Source organism: Clostridium sp., from assembly GCF_036639235.1.
Lineage (GTDB): Bacteria > Bacillota > Clostridia > Clostridiales > Caloramatoraceae > Clostridium_AB.
In genome coordinates, this window is record NZ_JAVWJB010000006.1 from 1 (window position 1) to 23903 (window position 23903).

At 33.0% G+C, this 23903-nt stretch carries 26 protein-coding genes and 1 riboswitch; of the genes, 11 read left to right on the forward strand and 15 right to left on the reverse strand.

Going from position 1 to position 23903, the window contains the following annotated elements; all coding sequences use genetic code 11:
• From guaA to pyrB, 8 genes are all read right to left on the reverse strand, one after another.
• Nucleotides 1-1505: glutamine-hydrolyzing GMP synthase (gene guaA, locus RR539_RS02865; protein WP_332483584.1), on the reverse strand; the 1505-nt coding region annotated here is incomplete at its 3' end.
• A 462-nt stretch (nt 1506-1967) separates the two neighbouring features.
• A riboswitch (purine riboswitch) is annotated at nt 1968-2070 on the reverse strand.
• A 164-nt stretch (nt 2071-2234) separates the two neighbouring features.
• On the reverse strand, nt 2235-2801 hold the full coding sequence (pyrE, locus tag RR539_RS02870) for an orotate phosphoribosyltransferase (protein WP_332474546.1): 567 nt from the start codon (nt 2799-2801) through the stop codon (nt 2235-2237).
• A 5-nt stretch (nt 2802-2806) separates the two neighbouring features.
• Nucleotides 2807-3712: a dihydroorotate dehydrogenase gene (locus RR539_RS02875; RefSeq protein ID WP_332474547.1), complete on the reverse strand. Its 906-nt coding sequence runs from the start codon at nt 3710-3712 to the stop codon at nt 2807-2809.
• Entirely contained in the window at nt 3705-4445 is a 741-nt protein-coding gene (locus RR539_RS02880; protein WP_332474548.1) for a dihydroorotate dehydrogenase electron transfer subunit, read from the reverse strand. Before RR539_RS02880 ends, RR539_RS02875 begins: the two co-directional genes overlap by 8 nt.
• A complete protein-coding gene (gene pyrF, locus RR539_RS02885) occupies nt 4429-5295 on the reverse strand; it encodes an orotidine-5'-phosphate decarboxylase (RefSeq protein WP_332474549.1) in 867 nt (288 codons plus the stop codon). Before pyrF ends, RR539_RS02880 begins: the two co-directional genes overlap by 17 nt.
• Before the next feature lie 2 nt (nt 5296-5297).
• A complete protein-coding gene (locus tag RR539_RS02890) occupies nt 5298-6494 on the reverse strand; it encodes a dihydroorotase (protein WP_332483583.1) in 1197 nt (398 codons plus the stop codon).
• 5 nt (nt 6495-6499) lie between these two features.
• Complete coding sequence (locus RR539_RS02895; protein WP_332474551.1) at nt 6500-6931, reverse strand: aspartate carbamoyltransferase regulatory subunit; 432 nt, start codon at nt 6929-6931, stop codon at nt 6500-6502.
• Nucleotides 6931-7857 carry an aspartate carbamoyltransferase gene (gene pyrB, locus RR539_RS02900; protein ID WP_332474552.1) on the reverse strand — a complete coding sequence of 309 codons (927 nt, stop codon included), beginning with the start codon at nt 7855-7857 and terminating at the stop codon, nt 6931-6933. The genes RR539_RS02895 and pyrB overlap by 1 nt, the downstream gene beginning before the upstream one ends.
• Nucleotides 7858-8170: 313 nt before the next feature.
• On the opposite strand from pyrB, the gene RR539_RS02905 reads away from it, so the two are divergent.
• On the forward strand, nt 8171-8356 hold the full coding sequence (locus RR539_RS02905) for a hypothetical protein (RefSeq protein WP_332483582.1): 186 nt from the start codon (nt 8171-8173) through the stop codon (nt 8354-8356).
• A gap of 36 nt (nt 8357-8392) precedes the next feature.
• Here the strand turns inward: RR539_RS02905 and RR539_RS02910 are convergent, their stop codons facing one another.
• Together RR539_RS02910 and RR539_RS02915 are read right to left on the reverse strand one after the other, a co-directional pair.
• A complete protein-coding gene (locus RR539_RS02910) occupies nt 8393-9271 on the reverse strand; it encodes a glucosaminidase domain-containing protein (protein WP_332472828.1) in 879 nt (292 codons plus the stop codon).
• Between the two features lie 76 nt (nt 9272-9347).
• Nucleotides 9348-11042 carry a DEAD/DEAH box helicase gene (locus RR539_RS02915; protein ID WP_332472829.1) on the reverse strand — a complete coding sequence of 565 codons (1695 nt, stop codon included), beginning with the start codon at nt 11040-11042 and terminating at the stop codon, nt 9348-9350.
• 533 nt (nt 11043-11575) lie between these two features.
• Here RR539_RS02915 and RR539_RS02920 point away from each other — a divergent pair.
• From RR539_RS02920 to RR539_RS02955, 8 genes are all read left to right on the forward strand, one after another.
• A complete protein-coding gene (locus tag RR539_RS02920; protein ID WP_332472830.1) occupies nt 11576-12154 on the forward strand; it encodes an ECF transporter S component in 579 nt (192 codons plus the stop codon).
• Between the two features lie 12 nt (nt 12155-12166).
• On the forward strand, nt 12167-13303 hold the full coding sequence (locus tag RR539_RS02925; protein ID WP_332472831.1) for a pyridoxal-phosphate-dependent aminotransferase family protein: 1137 nt from the start codon (nt 12167-12169) through the stop codon (nt 13301-13303).
• 125 nt (nt 13304-13428) lie between these two features.
• A complete protein-coding gene (locus RR539_RS02930) occupies nt 13429-13806 on the forward strand; it encodes a GntR family transcriptional regulator (protein ID WP_332472832.1) in 378 nt (125 codons plus the stop codon).
• A gap of 13 nt (nt 13807-13819) precedes the next feature.
• Entirely contained in the window at nt 13820-14668 is an 849-nt protein-coding gene (locus tag RR539_RS02935) for an ABC transporter ATP-binding protein (RefSeq protein ID WP_332472833.1), read from the forward strand.
• A gap of 4 nt (nt 14669-14672) precedes the next feature.
• Nucleotides 14673-15308 carry an ABC-2 transporter permease gene (locus tag RR539_RS02940; protein WP_332472834.1) on the forward strand — a complete coding sequence of 212 codons (636 nt, stop codon included), beginning with the start codon at nt 14673-14675 and terminating at the stop codon, nt 15306-15308.
• 9 nt (nt 15309-15317) lie between these two features.
• Nucleotides 15318-15986 (forward strand): ABC-2 transporter permease, encoded by a 669-nt coding sequence (locus RR539_RS02945; RefSeq protein ID WP_332472835.1) that lies wholly within the window; start codon nt 15318-15320, stop codon nt 15984-15986.
• A 57-nt stretch (nt 15987-16043) separates the two neighbouring features.
• On the forward strand, nt 16044-16847 hold the full coding sequence (locus RR539_RS02950; protein WP_332472836.1) for a hypothetical protein: 804 nt from the start codon (nt 16044-16046) through the stop codon (nt 16845-16847).
• Between the two features lie 2 nt (nt 16848-16849).
• Nucleotides 16850-17257: a hypothetical protein gene (locus tag RR539_RS02955; RefSeq protein WP_332472837.1), complete on the forward strand. Its 408-nt coding sequence runs from the start codon at nt 16850-16852 to the stop codon at nt 17255-17257.
• Nucleotides 17258-17317: 60 nt separating this feature from the next.
• Here the strand turns inward: RR539_RS02955 and groL are convergent, their stop codons facing one another.
• From groL to RR539_RS02980, 5 genes are all read right to left on the reverse strand, one after another.
• Entirely contained in the window at nt 17318-18940 is a 1623-nt protein-coding gene (gene groL, locus RR539_RS02960) for a chaperonin GroEL (protein WP_332472838.1), read from the reverse strand.
• Between the two features lie 26 nt (nt 18941-18966).
• Nucleotides 18967-19251: a co-chaperone GroES gene (gene groES / locus RR539_RS02965; RefSeq protein WP_332472839.1), complete on the reverse strand. Its 285-nt coding sequence runs from the start codon at nt 19249-19251 to the stop codon at nt 18967-18969.
• Nucleotides 19252-19454: 203 nt separating this feature from the next.
• Nucleotides 19455-19901 (reverse strand): ACT domain-containing protein, encoded by a 447-nt coding sequence (locus RR539_RS02970; protein ID WP_332472840.1) that lies wholly within the window; start codon nt 19899-19901, stop codon nt 19455-19457.
• 10 nt (nt 19902-19911) lie between these two features.
• Entirely contained in the window at nt 19912-21468 is a 1557-nt protein-coding gene (locus RR539_RS02975; RefSeq protein WP_332472841.1) for a hypothetical protein, read from the reverse strand.
• Nucleotides 21469-21570: 102 nt separating this feature from the next.
• Complete coding sequence (locus tag RR539_RS02980; protein ID WP_332472842.1) at nt 21571-22482, reverse strand: DNA-3-methyladenine glycosylase family protein; 912 nt, start codon at nt 22480-22482, stop codon at nt 21571-21573.
• A 263-nt stretch (nt 22483-22745) separates the two neighbouring features.
• Here RR539_RS02980 and trxA point away from each other — a divergent pair, with 263 nt between their 5' ends.
• Nucleotides 22746-23069, forward strand: coding sequence for a thioredoxin (trxA, locus tag RR539_RS02985; RefSeq protein WP_332472843.1), 324 nt, complete (start codon nt 22746-22748; stop codon nt 23067-23069).
• Nucleotides 23069-23893, forward strand: coding sequence for an NAD(P)/FAD-dependent oxidoreductase (locus RR539_RS02990; protein ID WP_332472844.1), 825 nt, complete (start codon nt 23069-23071; stop codon nt 23891-23893). The genes trxA and RR539_RS02990 overlap by 1 nt, the downstream gene beginning before the upstream one ends.
• Nucleotides 23894-23903: the final 10 nt, after the last annotated feature.

Below are 23903 nucleotides of genomic sequence, written 5' to 3' on the forward strand. Positions count from 1 at the left end.
TTACTAGTTATATCGTAGACTATTCTGTTAATGTTTCCTACTTCATTAACTATTCTAACTGATATTTTGTGTAGTACGTCGTATGGTATTCTGAACCATTCTGAAGTCATGCCATCAACGCTTTCTACCGCTCTTAGTGCTATTGTGTGTGAGTATGTTCTCTCATCTCCCATAACCCCTACACTTTTTATGTTAGGTAGTACTGCAAAGTACTGCCAAATTTCCTTATCAAGTCCAGCCTTCTTAACCTCATCACGAAGTATAAAGTCTGCTTCCTTAAGAATGTCTAGTCTATCCTGTGTAACTTCTCCAAGTATTCTTATTCCAAGCCCTGGTCCTGGGAATGGTTGTCTTGATACTACCTCTTCAGGTACCCCAAGTTCTCTACCTACCTCACGAACCTCATCCTTAAATAATTCTCTTAATGGTTCTATTAGCTTAAACTGTATATCCTCAGGAAGTCCTCCAACATTGTGGTGTGACTTAATTGTTTGTGATGTTTCTGTACCGCTTTCTACTATATCAGGGTATATAGTTCCTTGTACTAGAAAATCTACATCATTAAGCTTCTTTGACTCTTCCTCAAATACTCTTATGAATTCTTCACCGATAATTTTTCTCTTAGCTTCTGGTTCTTCTACACCCTGAAGCTTTGTTAGGAATCTCTCCCTTGCATTAACCATTATAAGGTTCATATCAAACTTTTCTTTAAATGTTGTATAAACCTCCTGATCCTCATCCTTACGAAGAAGTCCATGATCTACAAATATACAAGTAAGATTCTTTCCTATAGCCTTGTGAACAAGTACAGCTGCAACTGATGAATCAACTCCACCTGATAGTGCACATATAACCTTCTTATCTCCAGCTAATTCTTTAATTTCTTTTATTTTGTTATCTATGAAAGATGACATTGACCAGTCTCCACGAAGATTACAAACCTCAAACAGGAAGTTCTTAATAATTTCATGTCCAAACTGTGAGTGCTTAACCTCTGGGTGGAACTGAATGCCATATATATTCTTATCTATATTAACCATAGCAGCATTAACGCAGCTATCTGTAGATGCAACAACTTTATACCCTTCTGGTAAACGTGATATATGGTCTGTATGACTCATAAACACCTCTGCCTTACTATCTATTCCCTTAAATATAGGACAAGTTGTGTCAAAGTTAATTACTGTGTTTCCATACTCTCTATACTCTGCCTTCTCAACTACTCCACCTTCTATATGAGCTAGTAATTGATCTCCATAGCATATTCCAAGTATTGGAATGTTAAGATTTAATATTTCTTTGTTTATAGTTGGTGAATCAGCCTCGTATGCGCTGTTTGGTCCACCTGTAAAAATAATTCCCTTAGGATTTCTCTCTTTAACTGCTTCAAAGGCTTTACTAAATGGAATTATCTCACAATATACACCTGCTTCTCTTACTCTTCTCGCTATTAATTGATTATACTGTCCTCCAAAGTCTACTATAAGTACTAATTCCTTGTTCATAATCTGCCTCCTAATGTTAAATTTCTTTTGCATACCTTAAAAAAGGTAAAAAAAATATGCAGAAATGTATTTGCTATAAAGGCTCCGCTTATGTGAATTGATTCCTGACATCAATTCACACCTATGAAAAATCGAGGAAATGTTGGCTTGCATTTCGATTGATTTTCATAGCAAATACATTTAATCTGCTATTTTAAAATAAATAATAAGTATAAGTGGCTTACTTCTTATACTAGTCCCGAAGAGCATTACTTATACAGTAAATTAACAAAATTCTATTAATTGAATGTATAAATTCGTACAATCTTTATGGCTTTATGTTGTACATGCCCTTCCTTTGGCTTTACGCAATATCATTAACACACCCGGGGGGGAAAATAAAAAAACTCCATCTCCCACTGTCTCGACAACGTGAAAGATAGAGTACATACCTTAATAAAGCATAGCTATATAACTACACAGGATAGCTCTATAATTCACCATAGTCAGAAGGTTTAACGGCCTTCCGGTAGAGACTTCCGGACCATATTACCGGGTATATATGGGAAAAAGATTTATTTATTTGTTTGTTGTGTTACAAATAATTTAACATACTTTTATGATTGTTGCAAGTCATTTTTCAAACTTTTCTTTAAAGTATGATTAATTGTTAAATTCAATAATAATTATCATTATATTAAGAGACTAATACAATAATATTAGCCTCTTAATAAACATTTATTATGTTTTTTACTTAATATTTCTGCTTCCTGGCTTAACGTACGGAGTACCTTCTTTACATAGAGGACAATCCTCTGCATCATATGACTTAACATCAAGCTTTATTGCACTGTATAGTGGTAGATCGAATTCTACACCTTCTGCTCTTCTATCAACGATACAAGCTATTGCTACAACTTCTCCGCCTGCATTTCTAACAGCTTCAATAGCTTCCTTAAATGACTTTCCTGTTGTTACAACGTCTTCTGTAATAATAACCTTCTCACCCTTAGCTATTTCAAATCCACGTCTTAGAGTCATAACTCCATTTTCTCTTTCAGTGAATATAGTTCTCTTTCCAAGTTGTCTTCCCATTTCGTATGAAACTACAACTCCACCCATAGCTGGTCCTACAACAAGATCTACATCAATATCCTTGATTTGATCTACAACTGTAGCTAAAACCTTAGCTGCCTTGTCTGGGTACATAAGTAGCTTTGCACATTGGCAGTACTTATCACTGTGTCTTCCTGATGATAGTAAAAAATGTCCTTCTAGTAATGCTCCAACTTCCTTTAGTGTTTCGATTGTACTCATATTAATTACCTCCTAGCAATTCCTCTTATTTCTTCTAAACTTTCAATACCTTCACGTTTCATATAACTTTCTATTCCATCTATAATATCAAGTGCTACATCTGGTTTTATGAAGTTAGCAGTACCAACTTGAACCGCTGTAGCTCCTGCCATAATAAACTCTATAGCATCTTCCCATGTAGTAATTCCACCCATTCCTATTACTGGAATATTAACATTTGCACATACTTCATATACCATTCTAAGTGCCATTGGCTTTATAGCTGGTCCTGATAGTCCTGCAAATACATTTTTAAATACTGGTGCCTTCTTATTAATATCTATTGCCATAGCCTTAAATGTGTTAACAAGTGATAGTGAATCAGCTCCAGCTTCTTCACATGCCTTAGCTATTTCAACTATATCTTCAGCATTAGGTGATAGTTTAACCATAAGCGGCTTTTTACATACTGCCTTAACTTTTCTTACTGCATCTGCTGCAACTTCTGCCTTAATTCCTAGTGCCATACCCCCACATTTAACATTTGGGCATGATATATTAAGTTCTATTATATCAACATCTGTTTCATTAAGCTTTTTAACACCTGCGATGTAATCTTCTATTGTAGCTCCACCAAGATTTGCTATAACTACAGTGTTTAATTTTCTCATTTTTGGTAGATGTTCATTTATAAATTCATCTACTCCTGGGTTTTGAAGCCCAACACTATTTATCATTCCCGCTCTTGTTTCAAATACTCTAGGTCCATCATTTCCTTCCTTAGGATTAATAGTTAATCCCTTTGATGATATTCCACCAAGTCTTGATACATCATAAATCTCATTGTACTCAAGTCCAAATCCATAAGTTCCTGATGCTGTTATAACTGGGTTTTTAAATTCTATTCCGTTTATTGTAACTTTACTATTCACCGAAGATCACATCCTTACTTGAGAATACTGGTCCCTCTTTACATGCTCTTTTGTTGCCATTTTTAGTCTTACATGTACATACAAGACAAGCTCCAATTCCACATGCCATGTGGTTTTCCATTGATACGTAGCATTCAACATCCGCATCGTTGCACATTGATGCTACCTTTTTCATCATAGCCTCTGGCCCACATGAAATTACAACATCATAGTCACCTGGGTTAAAGTTATCTGTACAGAATCCTTTGTGTCCTTCATTTCCTGTAACTGTTGCTATATCAACCTTAGATGCTAAATCTTCCATCTCTTCTAGTCCATAGCTGTTGTTTGCAAATCCAGCATATATATCTACTTTTTCAGCACTCATTTCCTTTAGAGTATGTACCATAGGAGCAATTCCGATTCCTCCAGCAACTACAGCAACCTTCCCCTTTAATCTATCCATCGGGAAACCATTACCAAGTGGTCCTAGTAGTTCTATCTTGTCCCCAGTTTCTAGATTCTTAAAATACTCAGTTCCTGATCCTACTACCATATATAAAAATGATAGTACTCCATCTTTATAGTCATTAATACTTATAGGTCTTGGAAGGATAGGCTCACATCCCCATCCTCTAAGCATGTAAAATTGCCCTGGCTTAACATCAGCCTTAATATCTACTTCCATAACATATATATTATCAACAATATGCTTATTACTTATTACCTTTGATTTATTATAGCTTAATGGCATTTCTAATATCCTCCCTCATTCTTATAGCCTCTTCCCTAGCATGTATGTCGAAGTTTTTAGCTCCATTTTCATGCTTTTTGTAAGCAAGAAGTATGCCCCTTGATGAGTTAACTACTGCACCATTACCCTCTTTAAGTGTTAATGCTACATCCTCTGCTGTTCCACCCTGTGCACCATAACCTGGTACTAGGAAGAACATTTTGTCTAGTATTTTACGTACCTTAACTGATTCATCTCTATGAGTACAGCCGACTACTCCACCTATTGAGCTATATCCACACTTACCTAGGAACTGCTCTCCTAGTGTATTAAGTTTGTCTCCAACAGTTTCATATAGTCTATTACCGTTTTCATCTTTAATGTATTGAATGTCCTTTGCTCCTTGATTACTTGTTCTAACAAGTAGGAAAACTCCCTTTTCCTTGTTTTTCATGTAGTCATAATATGGCTCTATACTATCAAACCCCATGTATGGGCTAAGTGTTATAAAGTCACTTTCAAAGTCTCCCTCAAAGTGTGCCTTAGCATACATTTTTGCAGTGTTTGAAATATCTCCTCTTTTAATGTCTGCTATAACTATTTTACCCTTGCTTCTTATATACTGAAGTGTCTTCTTATAAGCTATCATTCCAGCAATCCCATATGCCTCATAGTAAGCTATCTGAACCTTGTAGCAAGATACAGCATCAAGTGTTGCATCTACTATTTTTCTATTAAATTCAAATATTGCATCCTCAAGACTTTCAAATCCCTTTAGAAATTCTTCAGGTATATAGTTTACATCTGTATCTAGTCCTAAACAAACATGTCCATCTTTTTCTACTGCGTCAAATAATCTATCTATAATCATTCTTAATTATCTCCCTTTCTGTATACCACTTTTCCACCTTTGATAGTCATTACAACTTCTCCCTTAAGCTTCTTTCCTTCAAATGGTGTGTTTCTTCCCTTTGATTTAAACTCATTTACATCTACTGTAATTTCTTTGTTTATGTCTACTATGCAAAGATCCCCTGCACATCCAAGCTTAATCTCACCTGCATTAAGTCCCATCATCTTAGCTGGATTTTTAGACATAACCTCTGATAGTTTACTTAGGGTAATATGTCCCTTTTCAACTAGGTTTGTGTAACATACTGCAAAGGATGTTTCAAGACCAACAAGCCCAGGGGCTCCCTTTTCCTTGTCTTCCTTAGTATGTGGGGCATGGTCAGTTGCTATTGCATCTACATACCCATTTTTTATTGCATCTATTAAAAAGTTAACATCATCAATATCTCTGATCGGAGGGTTAACTCTGTAGTCATTTTCATCTCTAGTTAGTGCTATATGGTGAGGTGCAACTTCACAGGTTACCATATCTCCTCTATCCTTAGCTCTAATTATTTCTTCCATAGCTTCCTTAGTGCTTACATGACAAACATGTAAGTGACATCCTGTATGTCTTGCAAGTGCTACGTCTCTACTTGTCATAATATTTTCTGAAAGTCTTGTATCGTTTTTAACTATTTCACTGTGTTCAACGTGACTCATAACCACAAGCCCCATTGACTTAGCCTTCATCATGGCATCAAGCATTACTTTGCTTTTTTCTATTCCTTTTCCATCGTCTGATATAAATCTTATTGGATATTTTATTTCGTCTAAGTGGTCAAGTGTTTCACCATCAAAATCCTTAGTTATTGAAACTACTTGGTGAACATCTAAAAGACCTACTCTTTGTGCTTCGTCTATTACTATTTTTAGTACTTCATTTGTGCTACATATTGGTTTAGTATTGCCCATTAGGTTAACAGCAGTATATCCTCCTCTTACTGCTGCAAGGCTTCCTGATAACATATCTTCTTTATGAGTTTGACCTGGGAATCTAAAGTGGCAGTGAAGATCTGTAAATGATGGAAGGACTGTAAGTCCCTCACCATTTACAGTTTCACACTTAACATTAAGGTTGTTTCCAATTGTTTCGATTGTCCCATTTTTTATATATATATCACCGTTAAAATCATTCTTTGAATCTACAATTCTAATATTTTTTATAAGAAGTTCCATACTTTCTATACCTCCGAAATTGCGTAAATATCGTCGCAGTATATACACTTGTATTCTGCTTTATCTTCATTAACTAATGTAAATACATGACTTATTTCTCTTTCGATAGATGTTACACATCTTGGGTTTTTACATTTAACTATGTTTTCTACTCTCTCTGGAAGCTTTAGGTTTATCTTTTCTTTTATTGTTTCGTTTTCTATTACGTTTACAGTAAGGTTAGGATCCATAAGTCCTAGTATTGTAAAATCTAGGTCTATAACATTTTCAATTTTGATAATGTCTTTTTTACCCTTCTTACCGCTTTCTGCGTTCATTATTAGAGCAACTGTAAAGTCTGCCTTATCAAGTCCTAGGTAGTTGAAGATTTTAATTCCACATCCTGCCTTTATATGGTCTATAACAAGTCCCTTTTTGATTGGGTTAATAGTAACCATTATTCATCCACCCCCAGTAGTTTGCAAATAAGTGCCATTCTAGCATACATTCCGTATTTAGCTTGCTTAAAGTACCAAGCTCTTGGGTCTGAATCTACTTCTCCAGCAATCTCATTAACTCTTGGTAGTGGGTGCATAACAATCATATCTTCCTTTGCACAGCTCATTTTTTGTCTGTCTAGTATATAACTGTCCTTTAGTCTTATGTAGTCTTCTTCGTTGAAGAATCTCTCTTTTTGAACCCTTGTCATATAAAGAATATCAACCTCTGACATAACGTCTTCTAATCTTTCTACTTCCTTATACTTAATGTTGTTTTTTTCTAGAACTTCTTTTTTAATATATGATGGAACCTGTAGTTCTTTTGGTGATATAAGTATGAATTCATTTCCTTCGTATCTTGATAGAGCCTTAATTAGTGAGTGTACCGTTCTTCCGAACATAAGGTCACCACAAAGTCCAATCTTTAGTCCTGTAATCTGCCCCTTAGCAGCTCTTATTGTTATAAGGTCTGTTAGAGTTTGAGTTGGGTGCTGATGTCCTCCATCTCCTGCATTTATAACAGGCATGTCTGTGTTCATTGCCGCAACTCTAGGAGCACCTTCCTTTGGGTGTCTCATAACTGCTATGTCTGCATAGCAAGCTATTGTTCTAATAGTATCCGCTATACTCTCACCCTTTGATGCAGATGATGAGTTAGGTTCTGAGAATCCTATTATTTGACCACCTAAACGAAGCATTGCAGCCTCAAAACTAAATCTTGTTCTTGTGCTTGGCTCATAGAATAGTGTTGCAAGAAGTTTCCCCTTGCACACCTCTAGGAAATTATTTGGGTTTGAAACAATTCGATCTGATAACTCGAAAATCTCTTCAAGCTCAGTTAGTGAAAAATCCATTGGATCAATAAGATGTTTGCCTTTTAACATAAACCTTTCGCCTCCTTTTTAGCCTCACTGGACTATTTTAAAGGTATAAAAAATGCCTTCCACAAAGCGGAAGGCATAGTATACTACCCTAATAAAATTGGTATATAGCTGTTTCCTTCCTAGCATCACAGTACTAGATTAAAGCCATTACTAAGATATTATCACATGAATGAATTAAAATCAATGTTATTATACTGTAAATACATATATAATTTATTCCAATTCCACATTTCATACTAAATCAGTTTACTATTAGAATAATTTTCGAATAGTAGGTAATCATAATATCTAAAGTACTTAATGGAGGTTTCATATGAAAATCAAATTTTTATTTCTTAATATTTTCTTTGCTACTGCCTATTCTATTTTAGCTATTCTTAACGCCCCATCCATAACAATAGGTTTTATTATTAAGACTACTATGCTTTCCCTAGCTGCTATATTTGTAGGGTATATACTTGATGCTAAATCTCCTACAAAAGAAACCAACACAAACTAAAAGCCTAGGCTGTTGATTAACATCAGCCTAGGCTTTTTATTTCTCTATAAGTGTATCAAGTATTTCCAGGTCATTTTGGTATATTATATTTGCAACATACTGTGCATATACAGCCTCTCCACTTTCATTTTTAATGGTACTATATCCTGCATTTTCAATTGCCTTAACCTGATTATAATATGTCTTCTCACTAAAAACCCCTGCTTTTTTATACCTAGGGTTCTTAACCATAAACTCACCATAATCATCAAGGGATTCCTCAAAATCATCATAAACCCTAAAATCATCATTTATTGTTTCCTTATAGTTTTCACTTGTTTTAAGGTTAACCTTCTTACCAGTATAACCATTTTGCGCCTTTATACCAAATAGATTATTATATTTATCAGAAAGCTTAGACCTTCCCCAGTTTGATTCAAGAATAGCTTGTCCCATAATAACAGATGGAAGAATGCCAGTTTTTTCACTTACCTCTAAAACCTTATCCTCAATTTCTGAAACAAAATCTTCCTTGTAATCCTTATTTAATTTATATTGTTTATTTAAAATCTTAAGGTACTTCTTAGCTGAATCTGTCTCATCACCCTTACCCCCTAAGCTTTTTACAACCTCAGAAAGACTTCTGGTTTTATATTTTCCTCTTTCACCTTCAACTATAAACCTTTCAGCTATCTTTCTAATACTTGATTCTGTTGAAGAGTCTACACTTCCATAATTAATAGCTCCATCCGCTGCAATAACTTCTCTATAATTAACCTGAACCTTACCACTTGATACTTCATTAACTACTTTTTTATATAGAGCTTTGGTTTCCTTAGATAAGTTCATTCTATATATTCCACTATCATAAAATAAAAATAGTGCTACTCCAATACAAATAAGTAGGCTTCCAAAAGTAATATATAACTTTCTCATAATTCCCCCCTAAACAAATAGAGACAACTAAACGTTGTCTCTATACATTGGTTAAATAAACCTATTATACTCTATTTTATTTTGAGTTTGCAACTTCTATTCTTACAGTTCTATTGTCTAGTTTCTTACCTTGACACTTAGCTATAATCTTATCCTTAGCTTCTTCACTTGTGTTAATGAAAGTAAACTTTTCGAATATATCAATAGCACCGATATCCTTTTTAGTTACATTTGACTTATCTCCGAAGAATCTTAGTAGAGCCCCTGCATTAACATTGTCTTTCTTTCCTACAGAAACAAATAGTCTTACAAAACCTTTGTCCTTGTCTCTATCTCTTCTTCCTCTGTCGTTTCTATCATTTCTACTTCTGTCGTTTCTATTTCTATCGTTTCTACCTCTGTCATTTCTATCGTAGTCACGTCTATCTCTTGTATCTTCAGTAAAGTCTTGGTTGTAGTTAAATGATACTTCCTTCTTGTAGATACTATTCATAAGAGCCGCAGCAATATTTTCTATCTTAGTATCTTCAGTTAACTGCTCAACTATTGGAAGGAATCTTTCGTATTCGTTAGTTTCCATTTCCTTCTTAATAGTATCTATTAGAGTCTTGCTCTTAACCTTGAAGATTTCTTCAACAGTTGGAACTATTGCCTTCTCGATTTTCCCCTTAGTTTCTCTTTCGATGTCTCTAATTCTTCTAAACTCTCTTGAGTTAATAATATTTATAGCAACACCTTCGTTACCAGCTCTTCCCGTTCTTCCGATTCTATGGATATAACTCTCTGTATCCTGTGGAAGATCGTAGTTAATAACGTGTGAAAGATTTTCTACGTCAATCCCTCTAGCTGCAACGTCTGTAGCAACAAGAATCTTAAGACTTCCTTCCTTAAACTTTCTAAGAGTGTTAGTTCTATGAGCTTGAGTCATATCACCATGCATACCCTCTACACTGTAATCCTTTTGTTGCATTGACTCAACAAGTTCGTCAACACCCTTCTTAGTCTTACAGAAAATAATAGCTGATTGCATTTCTGATGCATCAAGAACTCTACATAGAGCTTCTAATTTAAGGTCACGTCTTACTTCATAGTAGTATTGCTTAACTGTAGTTGCAGTCTTGCTCTTAGCTTCAACTTGAACGCTAACAACATCCTTCTTCATATACTTCTTTGAAAGTTCACGGATAGCGTTTGGCATAGTAGCTGAGAATAGTAGAGTTTGTCTCTCTGGGTTTGCAGCAACCATAACCTCTTCAATATCATCAATGAATCCCATGTTAAGCATTTCGTCTGCTTCATCAAGTACTAGGAATTGAAGTGAGTCAAGCTTAATAACTCCTCTTCTCATAAGGTCTAATACTCTTCCTGGAGTACCAACTACAAAGTCGATTCCTCTTTTGATTTCTCTAATTTGTCTATCTATTGAATCTCCACCATAAACTGCAAGAGCTTTTACTCTTGAGAATGATGAAAGTCTTTTAACTTCGTCATTAACCTGTAGAGCAAGTTCTCTAGTTGGCGCTAAAACTAGTGCCTTAATCTTACATCTTTCCTGCTCAATTCCACAAAGAATTGGAGCAGCAAAAGCTAGAGTTTTACCTGTTCCTGTTTGAGCCTTACCTATAATATCATTTCCTTCTAAAATAACTGGAATTGCCTTCTCTTGTATTTTTGATGGAACTGTATAATTCATGGCCTCAATTGCCTTTAGTATATCTTCTTTTAGTCCTAATTCGTTAAAGTTCGTATTTTCCATTCTTAATCCTTTCATATGGGTTACCGTATATATAATAATTTATTTTCGTTGATTTACACACCTATATAGGTTGATTTACACACCTTTATAGTATGACACTTTAATAGAAAACTTTCAAGAATAAAGTTAATAAATTCCTTTCAAATTACAATAGCTAAATTTATTTTTCCCTGAAATACTTTTATTAAACATTTAAACGCAAAATTATTCCACTAACCCAATAGAATATCAATTAACTCATGCCCTTTTAAGCATAAAAAAAAGAAGTGCCTCTAAACCCTTCTTTTCAATGTATATATGTTAAATAAAATTTTTCAAATCATTTGTTAAAGTGTTCTTACTTATTATATATATTTTTACTCTCTATGTCAATATACGTCTATACTATTTATTATGTTTTTTTGATATTAAATTAAAGTTTATATTACTTTTTAAAATAAGTTTATATAAACTTTTGAATTTTTTTCTTGACTTACTAAATATTTTCATTATAATTTTTGTATCGACAAACTATTAAATATTGTATGGGTACAATGGAGGTATTGAAAATGGCACAGGAAAAAATTTATCAACAAAATCAATTAGGTGTAACTAACACCACTATTAAAAGAAGCAAGGTAACTAATCTTATTATTAATTCCCTTTTAATAGCTATAGTTATGCTAACTACACAGTTTATTCAAATTAAGCTTCCCGGTTCTTCAGGTGGAGGTCTTGTTCACCTTGGAAATGTAATGGTGTTTGCTATTGCAATTGTTTTCGGAGGCAAAAGAGCTGCTATAGCTGCTGCTGTAGGTATGACATTCTTTGATCTATTATCACCTTTATATATTGTTTACGCACCTATTACATTTATAGGTAAAGGTCTTATGGCCTATATTGCAGGTTACATAGCTTATACAAATGGGAAAATGGGTATGTCACTACCTTATAACTTACTTGGTATTATTTTCGGAGGAACTGCTATGATTGCTACATATTATATAGGGGAAATTTTCCTGCTTGGCAATATACTTACACCACTTGCTAATGTTCCTGGAAACATAACTCAAATAATACTTGGCTGTATACTTGGTGTTCCACTTGCATTTGCATTAAAAAAAGTACCTTATTTTAAGAATTTTTAGGAGGAACTTATTATGAACACACCAATGATTATGACGCCAGGGCCTACTATGGTTCGTGAAAATGTAAGACTTTCTAGAAGCCTTGAGTGTACAAACCCAGACATTGATTTAAACTTTAAGGATTTTTATATAAATACCTGCGCAAAGCTAGCTAGTCTTATACACACCAAAAACCTTGTAGCTATCCTTAGTGGAGAAGCTATACTTGGACTTGAAGCTGCATGTGCATCATTAACTGAAGACGGAGATAGAGTTCTTGTCCTTAATAATGGAGTGTATGGAGGTGGCTTTAAAGACTTTGTTAGCATGTATGGAGGAGAAGCTGTTGTACTAGACTCTAGTGAAACCGAAGACTTTGATATAAGTATTTTAGAAGAATATTTAAGAAAAGACTCAAACTTTAAATATGCTACTATAGTTCACTGTGATACTCCATCTGGAGTTTTAAATGATGTTTCTAAGATCTGTCCCCTACTTAATAAGTATGGAATACTATCAGTAGTTGATTCTGTGTCTGCAATTGGTGGGGAAGAAATCCATGTGGATAACTGGAAAATGGACATTGTAATCGGGGGAAGTCAAAAGGCAATTTCAGCACCTGCTGGACTTACAATAGTTTCAATTAGTGATGCTGCATTTAAGTCTATGGAAAGCAGAACTACTCCTATTAGAAGCTTTTATACTAATCTACTTATGTGGAAAACCTATAAGAAAGATTCATGGTTCCCATATACAATGCCAATAAGCGATATCTTAGGGCTTAACGCTGCTATTGATAATATTATTGAAGAACCTAAAATATATGAAAGATATAGCAATATAGCTTCTGCTCTAAGAAAAGCCCTTAATAAATCTAATCTTAGTATGTTTTTATCTAAGGGCTTTTCAAATACTGTAACTGCAATACGTATTCCTGACTCAATTGATGATAAAACCCTTAGAAACAACCTAATAAAAAACCACAATATTATGATAGGTGGCTCAGTAGCCTACCTTGAAGGAAAGCTTATTCGAATTGGTCACATGGGTGAAAACTCCCGTAAACACTATGTGCAACAAACTCTTAATGCTCTTCAGTTAGAACTTAAATCCCTTGGATTTATTGTAGATATTAACCTATCTGAAGAATTCCTTAAAAATTTAAACTAAACCCATTTTCCTACTCCCTAGATATTTATTAATTAAATTTCTAGGGAGTTTTTATTGACTTTTTTATAAAAACGTGTATATACTGTGTATACAAGGTATATACAGTATATACACAAGGAGGTAATATGTTAAAGATACTTATTTCTAATTCTAGTAAGATTCCTATTTATGAACAGATTTCAACTCAGATTAAGGATCTTATACTAACAGAGTCTATTAAGGAAGGTGATGCTCTCCCTTCTATTAGAAGCCTTGCAAGCGACCTTAAGATAAGTGTTATTACAACTAAAAGAGCATATGAAGAACTTGAAAATGAAGGCTATATAGAAACCATTCCTCAAAAAGGTTCCTTCGTTGCACCACAGAATAAGGAGTTACTTTTAGAGAAAAAACTTCAAAACATTGAAAAATATCTTATAAAAGCAATTGATGAAGCAAATAGTATTAATCTTTCAAAAGAAGAGGTATCTAATATGCTTTCTATGCTATATGGAGAAATTTAAAGGAGGTTAAATAATGAATGTATTAGAACTTAACAACGTGTCAAAATCATATGGTGATTTTAATTTAAATAATATTAGCTTTACTCTACCTGAAGGATATATTATGGGGTTTATAGGTGCCAATGGTGCTGGAAAAACTACCACTTTAAAGTTAATTATGAATCTCGTTAATAAAGACTCAGGTAATATTAAGGTTTTTGGCCTTGATAATATTAAGGATGAAGTTCAAATTAAAGAACAAATCGGATTTGTATATGACGGTAGCTATTACCTTGAACACCTACGCTTAAAAGAAATTAAAAATATAATAGCTCCATTTTATAAGAATTTTAGTGATGAAAAGTTTAAGGACTATCTAACAACATTTAATTTAAACGAAAACAAACGTCTTCGCGAATTATCCCAGGGTAATAAAATGAAGTTCTCATCAGCACTTGCACTTTCGCATAATGCTAAGCTACTTATAATGGATGAACCTACAAGTGGTCTTGACCCAGTATTCCGTGATGAATACCTTGATATACTTCGAAGCATTATATCAGATGAGAAAAAATCTATTCTATTTTCAACACATATAACAAGCGACCTTGAGAAAATAGCCGATTATATAACATTTATAGATAAGGGTAACTTAATTTTAAGTGAGGAAAAGGATTTATTACTTGATAACTATAGATTAATTAAAGGAAACAAGGACTCCTGTGATGAATCTAATTATGATTTAATTATAGGTAAACGAGATAGTTCTTATAATTTTGAGGGGCTCATTAAAACATCTCATTCTAAGGAATTCTCAAGTGATAATTTCTTAATAGAAAGACCGAGTCTAGAGAATATTATGCTTCATATGGTTAGGAGGTAGTATTATGAAAAACCTAATATCAATAGGATTTAAATCTAATAAATTTTCAATAATTATCCTACTTATATATGTACCTTTTTTCGCCATGCTTTATCATTCTAGTAGTGATTTTAATATTGATATATTACTATTTCCTATGGCAATTTTTCTATCGTTTACGATTGCTATTGTTGATCTATCCCATAGCAAAACACTACTTTCACTACCTATTACAAGAAAAACATTTATTAAATCAAAATATATATTTTGCTTACTATTTGTATTATTAGTAGTATTACTCGGCTCTATTGAAGCTGTTATTATAAAAAGCCTATTTAATGTTAAGTTTAACTTTCATGTACTATCTTCTTTTGGTGGGATTATTACAGGACTTTCATTAACACTTACTATACTAGCAGTGACACTACCATTTAATATGTTATTTAATAACATAAAAAAAAGATCAATACTAAATATAATTATTACTATTTTTCTATTTGGTATAAGTGGAATACTCCTTGAGATGAATAACTACCTGCTATCTATTCTTCCAACATATATTACACTAATAGTTCCTATAATCTTTTTATTAGTTAGTATTGCTGCATTTATATTTTCCTACTTTGCTTTATATAAAATATATGCAAAGAAGGACTTTTAAGGAGGGTCTATGAAAAATCTACTTAAAATTAACTGGATAAGCTCTAAAAACAGTTTATTACTTACAGGGATTATCTCAACAATAATAACAATTACAGTATATTTTCTAGCATTTGTTATAGCTCCAAATCCTGCATCAAGTATATTACTTAATATATACTTTGCACTTGTAATGTTTTATATAGTTTATTTTATATACTTTACAAATATATATTCAGACCTTACAGATTCTTATCAACGTGTAATTTTTAGCCTTCCTATAAAAAGAAGAGACTATTTACTACTTAAATATTTAATATTTCTATTTGGTTACTTTATTATTCTTCTATACCATATACTTCTTTCATGGATATTAAGTATCGCTACATCTACAACATTTATACTTTACCCTTCACTTATACTTATAGGGTTTTTATACTCTCTTTTATTTGTTGTTAGTTTTTTCATATCTGTTTTATCACTTCCTTTTGAAACCTCTAAAGGATTTATAAGTACAATTGGTATGATTTACTACCTAATACCTATATCTCTAACCTCTGAAAAGGTTAGAAACAATATTATTAACATAATAGATAGTAACTTTAATATATTTACCTTTTATATTGTTATAATTATAACAATAATATATATAGGTTCTTTTATTATTAACCTAAAACTTATTGAAAGAAAAAGCTTTTAACTATTTAGGAGTTCTTCACATATTATAATAATGTATATTAATGTAAAGGAGTCCTAAATGGAAACTTATTTTGATCCTGAATTAAATCCGAGTCCAGATGTTATCTACTATATAATAGATAAAAAATTAGGAGATGTAACAGGTGATGGAGTACTCGACGAGGTTTATTTACTTGGAACAATTTCCGCTATTAATAAAGTACCTACCCTTTTTGAAAATATAACAATAGCATTAGTTGATGGACGAAGTAAAAAAACTACTTATTTAAGATTTAAATATAATTCTGGCTTTAACCCAAAGCTTCTATTATCACATTTTAGAAACCTTAATGAAATGGATATGTTTATATCAATTGAAAGTTCAACTGAACCATCACAATTTATATTCTACCTGTTCTCAGCAGTAGATAATAACCCTAGAAGTTTATTTAATTTCCTAGCATTCGATGAGTACTCTGAATATAGTGTTGTGTACACAGACTATTATAATATAGCTGTAACCAACCGCAGAACCGGGTTAACATTTAATATTAATATAGGAAGTCGCCCTAAGAGCTACCTAACTAATATGTACAATTCAGATGGTAAAGTTAAGGGGATTTATGAGGGTGATGTTCTTAGCCTATCATACTTAACACCAATAGACCTTAACACATCAGGTGTAAATTCTCTACTTGCTATTCAAAAAATAGTTGGAATTTCAAAAACAGACATACTAGGTTATGTTCAAACCTTCCTTAAATTCAATGGAAACGAATTCATTCCAAGTTCTGTTTTAGTAGCAGTACCTGGACGTGAATCCCCTGCTTCTAAAGCTTACAAAGAAAAAGACAACCTGCCTTCCCGCAAAAAGAGGAAGTAACCATGGGCTGTTCTCATAATATCCAAGACAATGAGTACTCATCACTTGTACGTACACTTATATCATGTATAGTAAAAACATCAAAACAAATAAATATATATAACCACCTATCAACTAAAATCGATAGCTATGTATTAAGGTCTATTATAGACACTAAAAAACTCCATCTTAAGGCATTACTTCATATATATAAGCTAGTTAAGGGTGAGGAGATGAATCTCTCTGATAACCCTAGCATCCCTGAATATACATTTGATGACTTAATTATTGAAGAGTTTAAGTTAATAGAAACTGTTAAATTACTCTCTACACTTTTACCATATCAGAATTTGATTCAGGGTTGTTATTCTATAATAACCGACATAAACACTGTAACAACTAAGCTTATATATATTAAATCATTAGAATAAATCTACAAAATAACTAAGGCTACTATACTAAAATTAGTATAGTAGCCTCTTATCACTATATTAATACATATCTGGCATTCCGCCTGGCATACCACCCATTGGAGCTTCCTTCTTCTCAGGAATATCCGTAACAGCAGCCTCTGTAGTTAGGAATGTTGATGATACAGATGCAGCATTTTGTAGTGCACTTCTTGTAACCTTAGTTGGGTCAACAATACCTGCCTTTACCATATCTACATACTCACCCTTGTAAGCATCGAATCCCATACCTTCTGCTGAGCTTCTAACCTTGTCAACTATAACAGCTCCGTCAACACCTGCATTATCTGCAATTTGTCTAACTGGCTCTTCTAGTGCTCTTCTAATTATTGAAACTCCAACCTTAATATCTCCTTCAGCTTCAATAGAATCTAGTGCTGAAATAGCATTAATGTATGCAGTTCCTCCTCCTGGAACAATTCCCTCTTCAACCGCAGCTTTAGTTGCAGCTAACGCGTCTTCAATTCTAAGTTTTCTTTCCTTAAGTTCTGTTTCTGTAGCAGCTCCAACCTTAATAACAGCAACTCCACCTGCAAGTTTTGCAAGTCTTTCTTGAAGTTTTTCTTTATCAAAGTCTGAAGTTGTTTCTTCAATTTGTGATTTTATTTGAGCTACCCTATTCTTAATAGCGTCCTTATCTCCCTTGCCATTTACAACAGTAGTGTTCTCCTTAGTAATCTTAACACTTTCTGCTCTACCTAGCATTGAAATATCCGCTTCCTTAAGATCATGTCCAAGCTCCTCTGATATAACAGTTCCTCCTGTAAGAGTTGCAATATCTTGAAGCATTTCTTTTCTTCTATCTCCAAATCCTGGTGCCTTAACAGCAACACAAGTAAATGTTCCACGAATTTTATTAACTACAAGAGTTGCAAGTGCTTCACCTTCAACATCTTCAGCTATAATAACAAGTTTCTTACCTTGTTGAACTATTTGCTCAAGTACTGGAAGAATTTCTTGAATATTTGAGATCTTCTTATCTGTAATAAGAACATAAGCATCATCAATATCTGCTTGCATCTTCTCCGTGTCAGTTACCATATAAGGGCTTAGGTAACCTCTATCAAATTGCATACCTTCAACTACTTCTAGTTCAGTACCCATTGATCTTGACTCTTCAACAGTAATAACCCCTTCTTTTCCTACTTTCTCCATAGCATCTGAAATAAGTACTCCTATTTCTTCATCAGCTGCAGATACTGCTGCAACTCTTGCTATATCTTCCTTACCACTTACTGGCTTAGAAAGTTCCTTAATCTTATCTACTGTATTCTCAACTGCCATTCTAATCCCTTGTCTAATAAGCATTGGGTTAGCACCTGCAGTAACATTCTTAAGACCTTCTCTTATAATAGCCTGTGCAAGAAGTGTAGCTGTTGTAGTACCATCTCCTGCAACATCATTAGTCTTAGTTGAAACCTCTTTAACTATTTGTGCACCCATATTTTCGTATGGATCTTCAAGTTCTATTTCTCTAGCTATAGTTACACCATCGTTAGTAATAAGCGGTGAACCAAACTTCTTATCTAAAATAACATTTCTTCCCTTAGGACCTAGCGTAACCTTAACTGTGTTAGCAAGTTTATCAACACCTCTTTGCATTGCACGTCTTGCATCTTCACCAAACATAAGTTGTTTTGCCATAAAACATCTCTCCCTTCTCTATATAACTACTCAACAATTGCTAAAACATCGTCTTGTTTAAGAATTGTGTATTCGCATCCATCAATTTTAACTTCATTTCCTGAGTATTTAGCGAAAATAACCTTATCTCCTACTTTAAGTTCCATTTTCACTTCTACTCCATTAACTATTCCGCCAGGTCCTACAGCTACAACCTCAGCAACCTGTGGTTTTTCCTTAGCTGCTCCTGGAAGTACAATACCACTCTTTGTAGTTTCCTCTGCTTCTACTTTCTTAATAACAACTCTGTCACCTAATGGTCTTAGTGTCATTCTTATCCCTCCTTAAAGTATCTATGTAATTAGCACTCATTAATATAGAGTGCTAACATACTTATAATATAATTAATTTTTATTAATATTTCAAGATTTAAATTCTTCTAAGAACTGGGTTATTTCAAGAAAAAAATTTGTTTTTTGCATTTTTTCCCTTTATATCTTTAGTTTTTGGCTAAAATCTTAGGTTTTCTTGTAGATTAAAACTTTGATACAACCCTTAAGCTCTTAACTCCATTTTGTTCCTTGATTTCATCAAATAAAGTAGCAGTACTCTCATCTAAGTTAGACACCTCTATTGATAAAGAAACCATCGCCATATTATTTTGTGGAATGTTTTGGTTAATTGTAAGCACATTCCCATTATGCTTAGCAATAAGATCTAGTATTCTTGAAAGAGTTCCCTTAACATGTTCAAGCATAAGCATAACAGTTATAATATTATCTCGTCCCTCATCATAAAGGTCAAATATGCTATCCTTGTACTTATAATATGTACTTCTACTTATACCTACTAGCTTAACAGCATCGTTAATCTTCATATTAGACCCTTCAACTAAAAGCTGCTTCACTTCCATAACCTTAACGAAAACCTCTGGTAATACATTAGAGCTTACAATATAATACTTCTCTTTATTTTCATCCATTTCCTTCACCTCAGTCGATCCACATAGCATTAACCTCTTTAATCCTTCCCTTTTCTTCTATATATGATATAAGATCTGATAATATAGAAGTTTTAGAGTACTTAATATCCCTATTGGTTAAATCAACTACACTAATAACCGTCTTATTCATAAGCACATAATTAATACTTCCACCTATAATAAACCCTCTTGATTCATTCCACTTAGCTAAGTAAGAACTACTGAATTCATCTTCTAACTTTATGTTAATAAGTAGCTTATTATTACTAACAGATTCACTAACTAGTGACTTAATGTTTCTAGTTAGGTGCTTTCCTCCATCTAACAGTTCTATAACTATATCTTCTTTCTTATGGTTAATATAGCCTTGTAATGTATAATCTATAGCAACTGTAAAAACAAGTGTTATTGCGTATATTATAACATTTATTATACGGAAATCCCCGTTAAATAGCAAAGAAATTATGGATATAAATATGGTTACTAGAAATAACCCTCTTTGAAGGAAACCTTCCCCACTATCTCTTTGGACATCAAGAAGCTTATTTACCCTCTTCGACTTTTTTCTAATTGATATAAGCCCTACAAATAGAGCTATTATAGCACCTAGCGACCATATTATAAATAAACTATATAACATTGAAGTCTTATTTTCAGCCAATGTCCATATTAAGGTATACACTCCCCCTACCACAGCTACACATGGAAGAAAATACTCCTTAATAAGACTTATAATCATAAAATATATATAAGTTAACTTAATATTTTCTCTTAAAAACGGAACATATCCTTTATTTTTCTTAACTTCAAGTAGATAACTTATTTCGTATGAGTATACCTTCTTATTAGAAAGTATATAAATAACATTATCTACTACATTAATATCTAAAATTTCATCTAGTGAAAGATTCTTATATGTAAACTCTCTAATCTTCTTACTATTCATGTCTAGAATAACTACACTATCATTCTTACCTGTTATTGATAGCATCATATAGTTACCACTTACTATAAGCTTTGATATTAATCTATCACTTGCTGATGTATTAATAATATACTCCTCAAGTAATACTCCTATATAATTGATCTTAACTATCTTAAACTTGTTATCCTTAGTAAAACCTGAAACATATATATATTCACCTTCTATAAAAAGAGAACTTGCAAAGAAAAGATATGGCATCTCTATTCTTCTAATTACCTCTCCCTGCTGATTAACAACTGTAATAACACTATCAACTGAATCATGTCCTAGACATAAAACGTTGTTTGATGAATCAATCTTAAAGTCAAAATACACACCTGTAAGCTTAACCATCTGGGAGTCCATAGTTAAAACCCTATAGCTTGTTTCTGGACCAATGCTTACCGATAACAGGTGTCCCCCCTCAATAAGACCATGTGCATCATATATATCATGAATTATATCCATCTTTCCATTATTATATGTAAAGAACCTTCCCTCTTCCGGGTTAAGCTTCTCGTAATATACAAACTCATTATTAACACTTCCAAACCCTTGAGGTGCTATAGAGCCCTTTAAATGGTTAACTACATGTTTTGTCATTATTACCCTCCTTAAAGATGATATTTGTATTATTACCTAATTTTTATCATTTAACACAAAAAGGCCAACTTTTTTCAAGTTGACCTTTTATAGTTAAATATTTTATTTTTTATTTGATTTATCTACCTTACTTTCCTTAGCGAAGCCTTCTCGCCCCTTAAAATCCCTTGCATAGTAGAAAAGATACTGCTGGGCTATTCCTGCATTCTCCTTAAATTTATCCCTTGCTATTTCCCTCATCTTCTTAAGTGATGTTGATTCCTTAACATAAAAATATTCCATTATACGCTTAATCCATACATCAACAGGAAATGCATCTGTTTTCTTCATAGAGAAAAGCATTATACAATCTGCTACCTTAATTCCAACACCCTTAAGAGTTATTAGCTCATTTAATGCCTCATCTATGTCCTTATCTTTTAGAGAATATATATCTATATTGCCATCTAATATATCCCTAGTAGTTTGATATACATATGGGGCTCTAAAGGAACACCCAGCCTCCCTGAGCTCCTGTTCTGTAGCCATAGATAGCTGCTTTGGAGTTGGGAATGCATAATAAGTACTACCCTTAAATATAATTTCATCTCCAAACATTCTACTTAAATTCTCAACTGTTTTCTTGATCATAGGTATTGAATTTCTAGCAGATATTATAAACGAAATAATAGTTTCAAATGGATCCTGGTTAAGAACTCTAATTCCCTCACCTGATTTAATCGCCTCTTCAAGTACCTTATCATCTTTGCTTATAAGCTTTTTAATGTCCCCATAGCTACGATTAAGATCAAAATACTCTGTTAAAAGTTCAATGTCTTCCTCATTTGCACCTTCAAAATATATAGAATTATTGCTTTCAAAGGCTCTAATTACACGGCCTGAAACGACTCCTATATAACTTCCATCCTCAAGTTCATTCCATCTAAAGCATTGACCACAATCAAATACATGTTTGATTATAAAGTCCTGTGGGGTTTCTATATAAAGTCCTTCATCATATTTTTTTAATTTCATAATAGTTACTTTCCTTTCAATTATAAATTTCCCCTAATTGAATAAAAAAATGTATTTTAATATACAATATTATTAAGTAAAATTTCATTGCGTAATTAGCATAATTGTCTTAAAATGTTAATAGATAATATATATTAACTAATATTAAATTTACTTTATTTTATAATTTTATTTAATTTTTTTCAATACATATTCACATATATATATATCTAACATATAATATAATTAGATATACCCCAAAGGGGTATAAAGGAGGTAATAAAATGATTTCAAATGTTAATGACTTAAGTTTCGATAAAGAGGTAATTAAATCAGATAAACCTGTATTAGTAGACTTCTGGGCACAATGGTGTATGCCTTGTAAAATGCTTTCACCAGTAATTGAAGAGGTTGCAAAGAGCCTTGGTGGTGAAGTTCAAGTAGTTAAGGTTAACATAGATGAGAGTCCTATGTCAGCATCACAACTAGGAATTACTAGTATTCCAACTATGGTTTTATTTAATGATGGTAAGATTGTAGAGAAGATCGTTGGATTCCAACCAAAAGAAAATATAGAGAACACTATTAAGGGAGCTCTTAATATCTAATGTATGATGTTGCAATTATAGGTAAGGGCCCAGCTGGAATCTCAGCTGCTATTAATGCCTACGCAAGAAATCAAAAGACGATTATATTTGGAGGAGATAGTAAGAAGGTCTTACTATCTCCTATTATCGATAATTATTTAGGTCTTCCTGGTATAACGGGACCTGACTTTATGAAATCTCTTAACCATCATTTATCTAAAACAGATGCTACACTATCCTCAAAACAGGTTCTTACTGTTTATTCAATGGGAGATAGCTTTACTCTTATGGCACAGGATGAGATGATTACTGCTAAGAAGGTTATCCTAACAACAGGGGTTAACTTCAAAAAATCCATTGAAAATGAGGACAAGTTCCTAGGCCTTGGTGTTAGTTACTGTGCAACATGTGATGCCCCGTTATACAAGGCTAAAACTGTTTGCGTTATAGGATATAACGAAGAATCTTGCCATGAAGCTAACTTCTTATCTGAAATATGTGAAAAGGTATACTTTGTCCCACAAACAAATACATCCTCATTTAAATTTAATGATAATATTGAAATTGTTAAGGATGTTCCACTTAAGTTCGAAGGAAGTATGAAGGCAGAAACTCTAACTCTTAAGTCTTCTACAATAGAATGTGATGGCTACTTTGTTATTAAGGATAGTTATCCTTTAACTTCACTAGTTCCAGGAATAGAACTTGATGGGGTTCATGTTAAGGTAAACAAAAATATGGAAACAAATATTAAGGGACTTTATGCAGCAGGTGATATTACTGGTAAACCATATCAGTTATCAAAGGCTGTTGGAGAAGGGCAAATCGCCGCTTTACATGCATAAGCTAATATAG